12 protein-coding genes and 1 pseudogene are annotated in these 14,108 nt (G+C 63.1%); 3 read left to right on the plus strand and 10 right to left on the minus strand.

Annotated features, from left to right (window positions below; all coding sequences use genetic code 11):
• Positions 1-11: 11 nt before the first annotated feature.
• The 9 genes and pseudogenes from glpD to AB8841_RS26335 all read right to left on the minus strand — a co-directional run bounded on the left by glpD (position 12) and on the right by AB8841_RS26335 (position 9,450).
• Positions 12-1,538: a glycerol-3-phosphate dehydrogenase gene (gene glpD / locus AB8841_RS26295; RefSeq protein WP_370438693.1), complete on the minus strand. Its 1,527-nt coding sequence runs from the start codon at positions 1,536-1,538 to the stop codon at positions 12-14.
• A gap of 152 nt (positions 1,539-1,690) precedes the next feature.
• On the minus strand, positions 1,691-2,470 hold the full coding sequence (locus AB8841_RS26300) for a DeoR/GlpR family DNA-binding transcription regulator (RefSeq protein WP_370438694.1): 780 nt from the start codon (positions 2,468-2,470) through the stop codon (positions 1,691-1,693).
• A 179-nt stretch (positions 2,471-2,649) separates the two neighbouring features.
• Positions 2,650-5,475, minus strand: a complete 2,826-nt coding sequence (locus AB8841_RS26305) for an EAL domain-containing protein (protein WP_370438695.1) — start codon at positions 5,473-5,475, stop codon at positions 2,650-2,652.
• A 240-nt stretch (positions 5,476-5,715) separates the two neighbouring features.
• Positions 5,716-6,981: a diguanylate cyclase gene (locus AB8841_RS26310; protein WP_370439379.1), complete on the minus strand. Its 1,266-nt coding sequence runs from the start codon at positions 6,979-6,981 to the stop codon at positions 5,716-5,718.
• Positions 6,982-7,125: 144 nt separating this feature from the next.
• A pseudogene (locus tag AB8841_RS26315) lies at positions 7,126-7,539 on the minus strand (hypothetical protein); the annotation flags it as partial.
• Positions 7,540-7,561: 22 nt separating this feature from the next.
• Positions 7,562-7,828 carry a hypothetical protein gene (locus tag AB8841_RS26320; RefSeq protein WP_370438696.1) on the minus strand — a complete coding sequence of 89 codons (267 nt, stop codon included), beginning with the start codon at positions 7,826-7,828 and terminating at the stop codon, positions 7,562-7,564.
• Positions 7,829-7,975: 147 nt separating this feature from the next.
• Entirely contained in the window at positions 7,976-8,233 is a 258-nt protein-coding gene (locus tag AB8841_RS26325) for a DUF2312 domain-containing protein (RefSeq protein ID WP_091137461.1), read from the minus strand.
• 62 nt (positions 8,234-8,295) lie between these two features.
• The gene (locus AB8841_RS26330; protein WP_370438697.1) at positions 8,296-8,601 is read right to left on the minus strand and encodes a DUF1244 domain-containing protein; all 306 of its coding nucleotides are present in this window, start codon (positions 8,599-8,601) and stop codon (positions 8,296-8,298) included.
• A 15-nt stretch (positions 8,602-8,616) separates the two neighbouring features.
• Positions 8,617-9,450, minus strand: coding sequence for an N-formylglutamate amidohydrolase (locus AB8841_RS26335; protein ID WP_370438698.1), 834 nt, complete (start codon positions 9,448-9,450; stop codon positions 8,617-8,619).
• A 105-nt stretch (positions 9,451-9,555) separates the two neighbouring features.
• Here AB8841_RS26335 and AB8841_RS26340 point away from each other — a divergent pair, with 105 nt between their 5' ends.
• The 3 genes from AB8841_RS26340 (at position 9,556) to pyk (ending at position 12,592) form a co-directional block, all read left to right on the plus strand.
• Complete coding sequence (locus AB8841_RS26340) at positions 9,556-10,479, plus strand: DMT family transporter (RefSeq protein WP_370438699.1); 924 nt, start codon at positions 9,556-9,558, stop codon at positions 10,477-10,479.
• Between the two features lie 212 nt (positions 10,480-10,691).
• Positions 10,692-11,159, plus strand: a complete 468-nt coding sequence (locus tag AB8841_RS26345) for a DUF1036 domain-containing protein (RefSeq protein ID WP_370438700.1) — start codon at positions 10,692-10,694, stop codon at positions 11,157-11,159.
• Entirely contained in the window at positions 11,156-12,592 is a 1,437-nt protein-coding gene (pyk, locus tag AB8841_RS26350; protein ID WP_370438701.1) for a pyruvate kinase, read from the plus strand. The genes AB8841_RS26345 and pyk overlap by 4 nt, the downstream gene beginning before the upstream one ends.
• Before the next feature lie 390 nt (positions 12,593-12,982).
• On the opposite strand, the gene AB8841_RS26355 is transcribed toward pyk, so the two are convergent.
• On the minus strand, positions 12,983-14,002 hold the full coding sequence (locus AB8841_RS26355) for an alpha/beta fold hydrolase (protein WP_370438702.1): 1,020 nt from the start codon (positions 14,000-14,002) through the stop codon (positions 12,983-12,985).
• Positions 14,003-14,108: the final 106 nt, after the last annotated feature.

The following is a 14,108-nucleotide window of genomic DNA, read 5'->3' on the forward strand; positions in this document are numbered from 1 at the left end:
CGGCACTCCCTTCAGGCCGCACTCGACGTGGCGGCGTCGCTCATGAACCCGTCGAGCGCTTCCGCCTGTCCTTCGGAGAGTTTCAAGCCCAGTTTGCTGCGCCGCCAGAGCACGTCGTCGGCCGTGAGCGCCCATTCCCGTTCGATCAGATACTCGACCTCGCGCTGCGTGAGGCCGGCACCGAAGGTTTGGCCCATGTCGTGCATCGATCGTGCATTCCCCACCACGTCACGGATCCGCGTGCCGTAGGCGCGCACGAGCCGTGCGACCACGGTACGCTCCAGGAACGGATACGCGGCGCAGGCCTCGCCCACCAACGCCGCATAGCCGGTCCGCGGGAAATCGCCGCCCGGCAGCGCGGACGCTCCCGTCCAGGCGGGCTTTCGGACTGTGGGCAAATGATCCTTGAGCCTGTCGAGAGCCGCTTCGGCGAGACGGCGATAGGTCGTGATCTTGCCGCCGAAGACAGACAGCATCGGCGGCTGTCCCTCCGGGGCATCGAGCACGAGAACATAATCGCGTGTGGCTTCCTGCGCGCTCGATGCGCCATCGTCGTAGAGCGGACGCACGCCCGAATAGGTCCAGACGACGTCCTCCCGGCGAACGGGATCCCTGAAGTACTCGCTCGCCGCGTCGCAGAGATAGAGGACCTCCTCCTCGGTGGCCCTCACGAGGGCGGGATCGCCGTCGTAATCCCGGTCGGTCGTCCCGATCAGCGTGAAGTCGTTCTGGAAGGGAATCGCAAAAATGATGCGATTGTCCTTATTCTGGAAGATATAGGCCCGCCCGTGCGGGAAGATCTTCTTCACGACGATGTGGCTGCCCTGCACCAGGCGCACCGAAGCAGGGCTGTCGGACCGGACGACACCTTTGAGAACCTTCTCCACCCATGGGCCGGCGGCGTTGACCAGCGCCTTGGCCCGCACCCGTTCCTGACGGCCCGTCCGTACGTCTTCGGACATAACGATCCAGGAGGAGCCCGAGCGCTCGGCGCGTGCGACGCGGGTCCGGGTCCGGATCCGCGCGCCGCGCTCCGCCGCGTCCTGCGCGTTCAGCACCACGAGGCGGGAATCCTCGACCCAGCAATCCGAATATTCGAAGCCTTTCGTCAGGTCGCGCTTGAGAGGAGCGCCCGCCGGATCAGACCTCAGGTCGAGCGTGCGGGTCGGCGGCAACAGCTTTCGGCCGCCGATATTGTCGTAGAGCGCCAGCCCCAGCCGCAGCAGCCATTGCGGCCGTAACCCCCGATGGTGCGGCAGAACGAAACGCAGCGGCCAGACGATATGGGGAGCGATTGTCCAGAGCACCTCGCGCTCCATGAGAGCTTCACGGACGAGGCGGAACTCATAATGTTCGAGGTAGCGCAGACCGCCATGGATGAGCTTCGTCGAGGCGGAAGACGTACCGCTGGCAAGGTCGCTCTGCTCGAAGAGGATCACGGAAGCGCCGCGGCCGGCCGCATCCCGTGCGATCCCGCACCCATTCACGCCACCACCGACGATCGCGACGTCGAACGTCGCTCCCTCGAGCGAGTCCACTGGCGTCTCCCGGCTCAGCCCCTCGGCCGTATTTTTCGTTTTATATTCGTTTGAGGCTACGCGCCCCACAAAGTGAAAGCAAGTACCAATAAGGAACCACGCCTTCCGCTAGGGAAGAGCGACAGCTTCCCGAAAGACCCGGCATCCGGGATCTATTCGCCGAAGCGTCCCACTTCCACGACCTGAACCTGAGCCTCATGGCACAGCTCGCGAAGATGGGGCGAGACAAGCGCGTCGGTCACGAAGATGTCGACCTCCCGAAGGTGACCGATCCGAACCGGAGCCGACCGCTCCGCCTTGAGATGGTCGGCGACGAGAACGACCTTTCGGGCATTGTCGATGATCGCGCGGGACACGCGCACCTCGCGGACGTCGAAATCCAGGAGCGAACCGTCCTCATCGATGGCGGATGTGCCGATCACCGCGTAATCGACCTTGAACTGGCGCACGATATCGACGGCGGCTGCGCCGATGACGGCGCCGTCCGAGCGCCGCACGGGCCCTCCCGTCACGATGACGTCGATCTTGGACTGGCGATAGAGGAGATTGGCGACATTGAGGTTGTTGGTGATGACAAGCAGCCCCTCGTGATCCAGGAGCGCCCGGGCTACCTCTTCCGTGGTCGTCCCGATATTGATGAAAAGAGAGCTGTTGTTGGGAATAAGGCGCGCAGTCGCGGCGCCGATCGCCTGCTTCTCGGCCTGGGCAATGAGGCGTCGTGCCTCGTAGGCCACATTCTCGACGCCCGACGCGATGATGGCACCGCCATGGACCCTGGTCATGAGCCGCAGCTCGCAGAGTTCGTTCAGATCCTTGCGGATCGTCTGCTGCGTCACGTCGAGCCGAGCAGCGAGATCATCCACGTTGACGCGTCCCTGCAGGCGCGCGAGGTCGACGATTTCCTGCTGCCGGGGCGTGAGCATCTGATCCATGGCTCGAGATTTCGTTTCTGTACCACTTCGAGCAAGAAGCGAATTCAAAACGAAGCACGCGGCGCACGGAGCCGTCAAGACGACGGCGAAGGCGACGCGACCAAATAGACATGGGTTAGCCTTGCGGCGGCAACTCGATATCCTCGTGACCGGAACGAGGAGGAAGCGCAGGCCTTCCCTCAGATGCGGGAGACGGCGGCCGGAGGACCGAACGGCCACGCATCGAGCAGCTCGGTTACCTGTGCCGCGGATATCGGCTTTGCGTAAAAGTAGCCTTGAGCGCTGTGGCAGCCCATCTTCCGAAGCCGCTCGACCTGTCCTTCGGTCTCGACCCCCTCGGCCGTGACATGCAGGCCCAAGCTCTTGCCGAGGCCGACCACGGCCCCCACGATGGCGGCATCGTCCTCGTCCTCTTCAAGGTCGGCAACGAAGCTGCGGTCGATTTTGATGTGGCCGACGGGAAATCGCTTGAGATGTGTCAGCGAGGCATAGCCGGTTCCGAAGTCGTCGAGCGCGATCTGGACACCATGCTCGTGGAACCGCTCCAGAATATGCAGCACCAGATCGAACTGCCCGTCGAGCAGAACCCGCTCCGTCACTTCGATCTCGAGGCATCGCGCCGGAACCTTCACCAGGTTGAGGATGCGAATGACTTCATCCGCCATACTCGGCTGGTTGAACTCGACGGAGGAAAGATTGAAGGCCACGCGGCCGAACCGGTACCCACCGTCCAGCCATCGGCGCATATCGGATGCGACCTTCCCGATCAGCCTCTTGCCGATCACGGGGGCAAGCTCAGGATCCTCGAACACGGCGCCGAACACGCCCGGCTCGAGAATGCCCTTGTCCGGATGCTGCCAGCGGGCAAGCGCCTCGAGGCCGACGATCCTTCCGCTCGAGAGACAGACCTTGGGCTGATAGAAAGGCACGAACTGATCCTGGGAGATCGCATTGCGCACGTCCCGCCCCAGAGCCAGCCGCTGCTCCGTGAGGAGTCGCATCTCGGGATCGTAGGTCACGACGCGGCCGCGCCCTTCCGCCTTTGCCCGATAAAGGGCGATATCCGCATCCTTCATGAGTTCGACCGGCTCGGAATCGTGATCCGGATAGGCCGCGACACCGATGCTCGCTCGGCTCATGAGCGCTCTTCCCGCATACATGAACGGAAGGCGCAGCCTTTTCAGGATGATCTCGCCCAGGTTGGCGGCATGACTCAACCTCAACGGCTCGACGACCAGAACGGCGAACTCGTCTCCGCCGATGCGGGCGACGGTGTCCTGATCCCGCATCATCACCGACAGGCGATCTGCCGTTTCCCTCAACAGCATGTCGCCAGCGTCATGGCCGAGCGTATCGTTGACGTCCTTGAAATCGTCGAGGTCGATCATCAGCAGGCTGACGCTGGTGTCGTTCCGCCTGGCTTCCCTGAGAGCGGAATCGAGACGGCGCTGAAACAGGACGCGATTGGGCAGTCCGGTGAGCCCATCGTGATTTGCGGAGCGCCAGACCTCCTCCTCCGCAGCCTTGCGCTCCGTGATGTCGAACGTGACGCCCACCACGCGATTGGGGCCCGCCCGCTCTCCACGCGAGGCCAGCCACAGCGTCTTTCCGGCCGGCAACCGGTATCGGAACTCCATGGTATCGCAGCCCGTCGTGCCGATCGTCTCGATGAACCGCTCCCGTGCGAGCCGGTCCTCATGAGGAACGTTCTCGAGGAACTCCGATAAGGGCCCGGATCCGATGCCCAGCAGCTCGATCGCATTGGCCGAGCGGGTGATATGGTCGGTTTCGAGGTCGTGCTCCCAGGCGATCATGCGTCCGGCCTGCATGGCCAGTCTCAGCCGCTCGTCGGCCGCGAGCAGCGCATCCTCGGACAGCTTGCGCTGTGTCACGTCCTGTATCATTCCGACCTTGCGGATTGCCCGTCCGCTCGCATCGAGCACCGTTCGGGCGCTCGACGAGATCCATCGCACCTGCCCGTCATCCGCCCGGATGATTCGGAAGACGCCGCTGTACCGGAGACCTTTGCCCGGCACATCCACGAAGATCTTGGCTTCGACGGCGCCAAGGTCGTCGGGATGGATCCGCTCGAAAAAGCGTTCGGCGGAGGCCGGGACGTCCGGCGCAATCCCCAAGATCTCTCTCGTCTCGGCGGTCCATTCGACGCAGCCGGTGACGAGATCCATGTCCCAGATCCCCGCAGAGGTCGTCTCGGCGGCAAGGCGCAGCCTTTCTTCGCTCCTCCTCAACGTGTCCTGGGCCTGTCTTCGGTCATGGATGTCCGTCACGGTCCCGACCCATTCCCGGACCGAACCATCGGGATGTTTCAACGGAGTGGCACGTGACACGACCCAGCGAAACTCGCCGCTCCTGTGCCTGACCCGAAACTCCTTCTCCAGCGTTTCGGCGGATGTCAGGGCATCGAGCCAGACTTTCATCAGCGTTTCGGAATCCTCCGGATGTACGGCGTCGAGCCAGCCATAGCCGGCATATGCCTCCGGCCGCTGGCCACAGAACTCCTCCCAACCCCATCCGGACCGGATCGAGCCGTCGGGCGACGCACGCCAGACAATCGCCGCCCTGGCCTCGACGAGGGCACGGTACCTCTCCTCGCTCTCGGCCAGAGCTTGCTCGGCCTCTTTCCAGCCATGGATATCCGTATAGGTGCCGACCCACCGCTCGACCTGGCCCTGCGGGCCGCGAACCGGACTGCCCCGGCACAGAACCCACCGATATTCGCCCGAGTGATGAAGAAGCCGATGCTCGTTCTCGTAATCCGATGCGGTCGCGAGCGCATGCCTCCAGGTCGCAAGAACGCCCTCGCGATCATCCGGATGGACGAAGTCGAGCCAGGCTTCTCCGACGACCGGATGAAAGATGCCGGTGAATTCATGCCAGCGCTTGTTGTAGGAGTTTCTGCGGCCATCGGCGGTGACGAGCCAGACCATGTGGGGCACCGCATCGATAACGATCTGAGACGTCTGCTCGCTTAAGAGAACGTGCACATCCGATGTTTTTTCCTTCCCCATGATAATAAAATTTCTATCAACCGTAGTGTTCACCAAACCAAAGCGGGGAGGCTCAAATTGCCGGAAGCAACGATAATTTTCCGCACTTAAAGAAAGGCTTAAACGCAACCCTCATCCTTACGCAGCAAGGGAATACTGCCCTTCCGGGGGATCGACGAAAGGATGCCGCCAAGCGCAAGGGTAGCTCAACTCTCGGCTGCGTGAATGACCAAACCTTCAAGCGACGACGGCCAGATTCCTGCCGGCCCGCTTGGCTCTGTAACAGGCCTCGTCGGCACGCCTCAGAAGCCTGTCGATGGAGAGATCCTGGCTCGTGACTTTCGTGATCCCGACACTCAAGCCAAGAACGAAATTCCTGTCGTTCCAGACGAAGTTCGTGGTCGAGACGGCTTTGATGAGAGCGGAGACGCACGAGATTCCGCTATCGAGATCGGCTTCGTAAAGGATCAGGCCGAACTCGTCGCCACCGAGCCGCGCCAGAAAATCCATTGGACGGATGTGCTGCTTCAGTGTCGCTGCAACCATGCGAAGCACCTGATCGCCGGCGACATGCCCGGCCGCATCATTGACGCCCTTGAAGCCATCGAGATCGAGATAACACAATGCGTGCGGACGATTGCTGGCCTGTGCCGCCTTCATCGCGGAATTCAGCGCGTCTTCGAACGCGGTTCTGTTGGGCAGGCCCGTGAGACCGTCATGGGCGGCGCGATATGCGAGATCGGACAGGAGCGTATCGCGCTCGCTCTCCGCGTGCTTCCGCGCCGTCAGATCCTGAAGCTGGCTGATCACCTCGCCATTGGATCCACCATCGGTGAAATGCACCGCCGATTGCAGGGCCCACCTGAGGGTCCCATCCTGATGGAGGAATCGGGTTTCCCGCTCCAGGGACAGGATTTTTCCCGTGACGAGTTCGGCCATGACGGCGCGGGCGGAGTTCCATTCCTCCGGCTCCATGAAATCCCAGAGCTTCTTTCCGATCAGCTCTCTCGGGGCATATCCGAGAAACCGCCCGTAGGCTTCGTTGGCTTCAAGGATCGTCCCGTCGTCCGAGGCGATGCTCATACCCACCGGTGAACGCTCGATCACGGCCCTGAAGCGCGCCTCCTGCGCCCGCGCCTGGCTCTCGGCCAGTTCGAGAGCCTGTCTCTCCCGGTTGTAGCGGGTGATGTCGAAATGCACGCAGGTTCTCAGTCCCTCGCGGCTGCGCTGTTCGACGATGCGAACCCAACGGTTTTTCGGAAGCGGAACTTCATAAGCGACGCCGGCAAAGCGCTTGTCGTCCTGCAGGATGGGCCGTATGGCTTTCTCGTAATGCTCGCCGCCGCCCTCCTCCGGGTGCCGCTGCCATAGGGATTGGATGAGCTTTTCGAGAGCCTGACCCGCAATATCCTGCTCCGGCAGCACCTCGTAGAGATGGCGGAACAGATCGTTGCAGGAGACGATGATGTTGTTGCGATCGAGCACGACGATCGGATCCGGCATGCTCTCCATGGATGTCAGATGCGCAAGTTCCGGAGGCGCATTGGCAGGAAGGAAGAATCCGCGGCTTCGGCGCTGCGGCATCGGCACTTCGGTCCAGGCTCTCATCTTTCCCGTACCGTCGAGAGGGTGAACCGCAACGCGAACCCAGCGCTCACGGTGCCTGAAGACGTAGGGAGGATGATCGGAACGGTGTCGCGTAATGCTGCGCTCGATATATTCGTCGATGAACTGGACTTCGTCTTCATCCAGCCGAAGTGCGTAAAATCGTCGCAGGTTTTCGCTGTAGTGTTCTCCGATCGCGATATGTCCTGCGTGCTCTGGAAAGAAGTGTAGGAACGTCTCGTTCCAGAGAACGGCCCGATCATCCGTATCGAGGATGTAGACTGCGACACCGAGGGAATCGAGCAATGTCGCAATCGGAGCATAAAGCGCTCTGATACGGTCGGCAGAGATACCTGCCGACAAAGATACCGGAATCACGAAAAAGCCCCCCTGCGGCGGGTGCGCGATCCGGCCTGAGGTTTCCACATGCGTGATCCCGGCCTGTTTTCGACACACCCACGGAAGATTTGAAGCTCCCTTACGTCAGAAGGTCAACTCCCATCTGGGTAGAAGATCCGCCGACCCTGACGCTTCCCCGGAAAGTCATCCCGATGCCGTAAGGTCGTGTGTCCGTCGCAATTTTGGCCGCCGACTTGCCGGTGGGCGGCACAAAGGTCGGCGCGTTTGCGACAGGGCGAAGCGGGCGGTCCATCGCAGGCTTGGCGCGCTTCTCTCCCGAGGCTTCGATCCGGCATGAAGCTGCATTTCGGCCGACATCGGCATCGGGCTTCAGTCTGTCGCCCATGAGGCCCTTTCCTGGGCGACAGACGGGAGGCTTGGTCCATCCGTGCGAAAAGTGGACCCGGCTTTTCGCAAGAACGATGCGCTGTTCTAACGTGGGAGCGTCGGATCAAACCCCAGAAGGGCAAATCCACCTCCCGCGTCCGATGCTCTAGACCATCCCGAGCGCCTGCATGTAGAGCTCGAGAATGGCCTCTTCCTCCTGGCGTTCGGCATAGTCGCGCTTGCGGAGGGAAACGATCTTGCGGAGCACCTTGGTGTCGAAGCCGTTGCCCTTGGCCTCGGCATAGACGTCCTTGATGTCGCCCGCGATGCCGGCCTTCTCCTCCTCGAGACGCTCGATGCGCTCGATGAAGGCCTTCAGCTGATCGGCTGCGACGGATTCGGTGTTGAAAGCTGCGTCATCCATGATGAAGCCCCTGAATTGATGGCGTTGGCGCCAGTGTTATCGTCGATTTGGTTGAAGTGGATTTAATGCCCCGGCTTCGATTTCCCGAATTGGTCGAGCTGCGTGGGGGACGCGTCCTTCTGGTGGCGCGCTTTCCACTCTTCGTATGGCATGCCGTAAACGTATGTCCGGCTCTCGTCCTTGGACAGGGGCACCTGCCTGGCATCGGCGGCATCCTTGAGCCAGTTGGACAGGCAGTTCCGGCAAAAGCCCGCCAGGTTCATGAGATCTATGTTCTGGACATCGGTGCGTTCCCGCAGGTGCTCCAACAGCCTGCGAAAGGCGGCCGCCTCCAGTTCGGTGCGGGTCGCATCGTCGAGGTCTTTCATGAGCCCTCTCCCTCTTCAGTGTTGGCGCAAGCGCTCGCGGGTACGCGTTCCGAAGATCGCCGGCTTGCGCAGTTCCGACCGCGTCGCCAGGGGCTTGAGGAGCCGGGCGAAGCGCTCGGCCCATTCCTCCGCCCCCTCGTCCGAGGCGATCAGATCCTGCCGGATCTCGATCAGCGCATTGGCCAGGCCCCGGATCGTGGCATGCCGGTCGACCGTATCGCCGGCGAGGGCCCCATCATAGGGTTCGTTGTCACCGACGACGAGTCCTTTCTCGGCCGCGAGTCCCTCCAGAAGAGGCCGGGCATAGCGATCGTCCGCATCCCACAGGATGCCCACGTGCCAGGGGCGCGGCCAGCCGCGCCAGACCGGGGTGTAGCTGTGCACGGTCACGATCGCCGGCGGATGGCCCGACGCCATGGCTTTGTGAATGGCGTCCAAGATGGCCGCATCGTAAGGATCGTAGAAGCGTTCGATGCGTCTTTGAATCTCCGCCTCGTCCACCTTGGCGTTCCCCGGCACCACCGCGCCGTCCGAGAGGCGCATGACCAGTGTCGGGTCGTCCCGCCCCCGGTTGGGGTCGATGACGAGGCGTGAAAACCGGGTGAGGATCGCCGGAGCGTTGAGGCGGCGAGCCAGCGAGCGGGTGACCGCGGCCGCCCCGATGTCGTAGGCGATATGCCGCTGGAACTCGCTGGCCGGCAGGCCGAGGTCGGCGAGATCGGGCGGCACGGCATTCGATGCATGGTCGCAGAGAAGAAGAATGCCGGATTCGAGAGTTCCCTCGAGGATCTCGACAGGATGGGGCTCAAGGGCGGGGTCGGCGCTCTTGAGCGCGGCAGAAGCGGACATGGCTTAAAGTGTGAAACAAGACATTGATTGGCAGGGGAAAACCCTTACCCTGCGCGCCGCCCTCTGACAACGCGACCATCCGCGCAACGACCTGGCGATCAAAAAATGTCCTCAATCTCCACTCCGGCACGGTCCGAGTCCGGCTTCGTCACCGCTTTCGCAGCTCTTTGCCTGGGCGCGGTCGCCATGGGCATCTCCCCCATTTTCGTGCGCTTCGCCTCTGCCGGCGTGAGCGGGGCGCCGGCCGATGTGGGTCCCTTCACGAGCGCCTTCTGGCGCGTTTCCCTCTGCCTGCCGCTGCTCTATGCGTGGATGCGGCTGGAAGAGCGAAAGGCGCCCGCCGATACGCCACGGATCCCCTTCTCCCGTGCCGCGATCCTGGGAGGCCTCGTCTTCACGGGCGACCTTCTGGTCTGGCACCTCGCCATCCTCAAGACCACGGTCGCCAATGCGACCTTCTTCGCCACGATGGCCCCCCTCGTGGTGGTGCTGGTGGTGTGGCTGGTGCTGCGACAGAAGGTTTCGCGGGGCACCTTCGTCGGCCTGGGTCTGTGCCTTCTGGGCGGCGGCGCCCTCATCGGCCAGAGCATGCATGCCGATCCGGCCCGTCTCACGGGCGATCTTCTCGGCCTCGCCACGGCTTTCTTCTTCGGCCTCTACTTCATCGTCGCGAGCAAAGCGCGCAAGACGGCGGGAGCCGCGCGGGTGACCTTCGAGACCAGTCTCATCACCGCGGCCCTTCTTCTCGTGGTCGCGCTCGTCTTCGAAAACCGCATCATGCCGCAGACCTGGCAGGGAGCGGCGGCGTTGTTCGCCATGTCCTATGTCAGCCATGCGGGCGGCCAGGGGCTGCTCTCCGTCGCCCTCGGGATTCTGCCCCCGGTCTTCTCGTCTCTCGTCATCTTCCTTGAATCGATTGCGGCGGCGGTATTCGGCTGGGTGATTCTCGGCGAGCCGCTCACTCTGATCCAGAGCCTGGGAGGCGCCTTGATCCTGCTGGGAATCTGGGTCGCCCGCCCGGAAAACTAGGCCCTATGGGCACCGCAGCCCTCTTCGAACAAGGGGGAAATGCCTTGCGAGGAGACCCCAGGACGGCGCCCGCGATTTTTTTAGCGGGCTAAATGTCTCGAAGGGCGCCTTTTGGGTCTTGATGCAATGCGTCTTCTGGCCGACAAGGATTCGACATAGTTCTCGAAGCATTGTGCGATTTCATTCCTGACCCGTTGACCGAATCGACGTCCATGAAGGTTTTGACACTTCCCTCGGCCTCCCGGCGGCTGCGAAGCCTTGCACTGATGGCGGCCTCGCTGGGCGGCCTTGTCCTCGCAGCCTCTCCGGCACGCGCGGATCTGCGTCTGTGCAACATGACGTCGAGCCGCGTCGGCGTCGCCCTCGGTTACCGGGACCCGCAAGGATGGGTGACTGAGGGCTGGTGGAACCTGAACGCCCGTGGATGCGAGACCCTGCTCAAAGGGCAGCTCGGCGGCCGCTTCTATTACATCTACGCCATCGATTACGACCGGGGCGGGGAATGGAGCGGACGCTCCTTCATGTGCACCCGCGAGCGGGAATTCACGATCCGCGGCACGGAAGATTGCCTTGCACGAGGCTTTGATCGCAGCGGCTTCTTTGAAGTCGATACCGGTGAACAGAAGAGCTGGACCATCCAGCTGACAGAGACGAATCGCCCAGGGGGGGCACAGCCATGAGACGCTCAAGGCGCACGAAAATTCTCGCGACTCTCGGACCGGCCTCCGAGTCCCAGGACATGATCGAGAAGTTGTTCAAGGCGGGCGCCGACGTGTTCCGCCTGAACATGAGCCATCTGCCGCGCGAAAAGCTGAAAGAGCGCGTGGCGATGATCCGGGCGGTGGAGGCGAAGTTCAAGCGCCCCATCGCGATCCTCGCGGATCTGCAGGGCCCGAAGCTGCGCGTGGGCGCGTTCGAGGGCGACAGCGCCATGCTGAAGCCGGGACAGACCTTCACGCTCGATGCCGACCCGGCGCTCGGTGGGACGGAGCGTGTCCATCTGCCTCACCCCGAAATCCTCTCCTCCCTCGAACCCGGCCATACGGTGCTCATCGACGACGGCAAGTTGCGTCTTCGCGTCAAGAGCGTGAAGCAGGGCTCCGCCGCGACGACCGTGGAGGTCGCCGGCAAGATCTCGAACCGCAAGGGCGTGAGCCTGCCGGACACGACGATCCCCGTCGCCGCCATGACCGAGAAGGACCGCTCGGATCTCGAAGCGGCCCTCGATGCGGGCGTCGACTGGATCGCGCTGTCCTTCGTGCAGCGTCCCGAGGACGTGGCCGAGGTGAAGAAGGTTGCGCGCGGACGCGCGCTCGTCATGTCCAAGCTCGAAAAGCCTCAGGCGATCACGCGTCTCGACGAGATCATGGAGATTTCGGACGCCGTCATGGTTGCCCGCGGCGATCTCGGCGTGGAGATGCCGCTCGAAAAGGTGCCCGGCATTCAGAAACGCATCGTTCGCGCGGCGCGGCGCCTCGGCAAGCCGGTGGTGGTGGCGACGCAGATGCTGGAATCCATGATCACCTCGCCGGTTCCGACCCGCGCGGAGGTCTCCGACGTAGCGACCGCCGTCTATGACGGCGCCGACGCGGTGATGCTCTCGGCCGAAAGCGCCTCGGGTCAGTATCCCGTCGATGCGGTGGCCACCATGAGCCGGATCGCGGAGGAAGTGGAGCAGGACCAGAACTACTGGTCCATCATGCGCACCCTCAACACCGAGCCGGAAGCGACCGGCTCGGACGCGATCGCGGCCGGCGCGCATCAGATCGCGCATACGCTCAACCTCAAGACGATCGCCGCCTGGACCTCGTCCGGTTCCACGGCCTTCCGCATCGCGCGCGAACGACCGAACTCGACGGTGATCGCGCTCACGCCGAGCCAGGACACGGCCCGCCGGCTCGCACTCGTGTGGGGCGTTCACTCGATCCGCACCAAGGATGCGAGCGACATCGATGACATGGCCTTCCGCGCCTGCAAGTTCGCCGTGCGCGAGGGCCATTCGGACGTGGGCGATCGCATCATCATCGTGGCAGGCGTTCCCTTCGGGACGCCGGGAGCCACCAACATGGTGCGCATCGCCTTCATCAACCAGGAGCATGCCGCCCAGGCTTGATGCACAGGGCGCCATTGTTGCCTTCCCTGTCATGGCCGCACCCGGTGCGGCCATGCACGTCTTAGCGCATCGGGCGTGAAATCGAATTCACGTCCGCGCTTCAACTTTTTGGTTTGGCGCATCTTTCCACGCAAAAGTGGACCTGCACTTTTGGGATCCATCCGATACTTTCTCCTTGGATTGGAGCATCGTTCGGGCGGACCCGAAGGGCCGCGTCAGCGAATACCGGATCCACTTTTTCGCTCGATGCTCCCTTCTTAGATCAGCGCATCGTTCGGAGCGAAAAACCGGGTCCACTTTTTCGCTCGATGCGCTAACCAGCAGCCCTTCCCAAGACGTGGATGCCCGGCTCGAGGCCAAGCACGGCGTGGGCGAAGCCGGCTTCATCACTCATCCGGTTTCACCACCCCTGCCCTGCCCTGCCCTGCCCTGCCCCGCGAGGGCGACGGACGAATCCGAGATCCGCTCGGCCAGAACCTCGATGGCCGCGAGAACCCGTTGTCCTTCCGCATATTGCGGCATGTGCCCAATGCCCGGCAGCAGGATGAGCTCGGCCCCCGGCACCGCATTCGCGAAGGAGCGGCTGTGCAGATCGGTCCAGACGATCTCGTCGCACTCGCCGGCGATGACGAGCGCCGGCATGCGGATGTCGCCATAGCGGGGGCTTTGGCGGACGACGGCATCGTACATGACGGCGAAGTCCTGCATGTTCGCCTCGTAGGCGCGTGGCCGGAAGGCGAGCGGGATGAAGCCGTTGCGAACGATGCCCGGAGTCGGCTCCTGCGGGGCGTAGGTTTTTTTCTTCATCCACGGCCGCAGCACGAGCGTGACAGGTATCGCGAACGTGCGCATGGCGAGCCATCCCGCCCCGGATGTGATCAGCCGCCGATACCAGCCGGTATACCCGCCTGGCCAGGGCGTGGTGATGCCCGCCAGAATGACGATGGCCCCGGTCACATCACGATGGTCGAGGGCGAAATGCGGCACGAGGGTGCCCGACCAGGAATGCCCGACGATGACCGCGTTACGTACGTGGAGCCTGCGCAAGGCCTCGGCGATCAGGGCCGCCTGGCGCGCGGGCTCGGCCTCGCGCAAGCCTCCCTTCCGCTCGCTCCAGCCATGGCCGGGCCGGTCGAAGGCCAGGACCCGGTAGCGCTGCGCGAGATGCGAGCCGAGGCCGAACATCGATTCGGCGAGGTTGGATGATGCGCCATGGAGAAGGACAATGGTGCCGCGCGGCAGGCCCTCGGGCGCGACGTCCCGGTAATGGAGCCTCGAACCTGCGACCTCGATGAATCGGCCCGTCGGTGGATAGCGGCGCCCGACGATCCAGGTGTGGATACCGGTAAACGCGGCTCCGGCGGTGGCAAGAAGAAGAAATGCAGCCAGGAGGGCGAGAACGTGGCTCATCGTGAAACGCGGGCTAGAGCATCGGACGTGAAAGGTGGAATCCACCTTTCACGTCCGATGCTCTCGTCTTGGAAAGAGCGCATCGTTCTGGCGAAAAATCGGGCCA

It is taken from the genome of Microvirga sp. TS319 (assembly GCF_041276405.1).
In the GTDB taxonomy this organism is placed as follows: Bacteria; Pseudomonadota; Alphaproteobacteria; order Rhizobiales; family Beijerinckiaceae; genus Microvirga.

Bases quoted from the DNA above. Each gene is read 5' to 3' on its own strand.
- AB8841_RS26335 (WP_370438698.1), bottom strand. From the start codon at position 9,450: ATGTCCGCTTCTGCCGCGCTCAAGAGCGCCGACCCCGCCCTTGAGCCC.
- AB8841_RS26345 (WP_370438700.1), top strand. From the start codon at position 10,692: ATGAAGGTTTTGACACTTCCCTCGGCCTCCCGGCGGCTGCGAAGCCTT.
- AB8841_RS26300 (WP_370438694.1), bottom strand. From the start codon at position 2,470: ATGGATCAGATGCTCACGCCCCGGCAGCAGGAAATCGTCGACCTCGCG.
- pyk (WP_370438701.1), top strand. From the start codon at position 11,156: ATGAGACGCTCAAGGCGCACGAAAATTCTCGCGACTCTCGGACCGGCC.
- AB8841_RS26340 (WP_370438699.1), top strand. From the start codon at position 9,556: ATGTCCTCAATCTCCACTCCGGCACGGTCCGAGTCCGGCTTCGTCACC.
- AB8841_RS26320 (WP_370438696.1), bottom strand. From the start codon at position 7,828: ATGGGCGACAGACTGAAGCCCGATGCCGATGTCGGCCGAAATGCAGCT.
- AB8841_RS26310 (WP_370439379.1), bottom strand. From the start codon at position 6,981: ATGCCGGATCCGATCGTCGTGCTCGATCGCAACAACATCATCGTCTCC.
- AB8841_RS26325 (WP_091137461.1), bottom strand. From the start codon at position 8,233: ATGGATGACGCAGCTTTCAACACCGAATCCGTCGCAGCCGATCAGCTG.
- AB8841_RS26330 (WP_370438697.1), bottom strand. From the start codon at position 8,601: ATGAAAGACCTCGACGATGCGACCCGCACCGAACTGGAGGCGGCCGCC.
- AB8841_RS26355 (WP_370438702.1), bottom strand. From the start codon at position 14,002: ATGAGCCACGTTCTCGCCCTCCTGGCTGCATTTCTTCTTCTTGCCACC.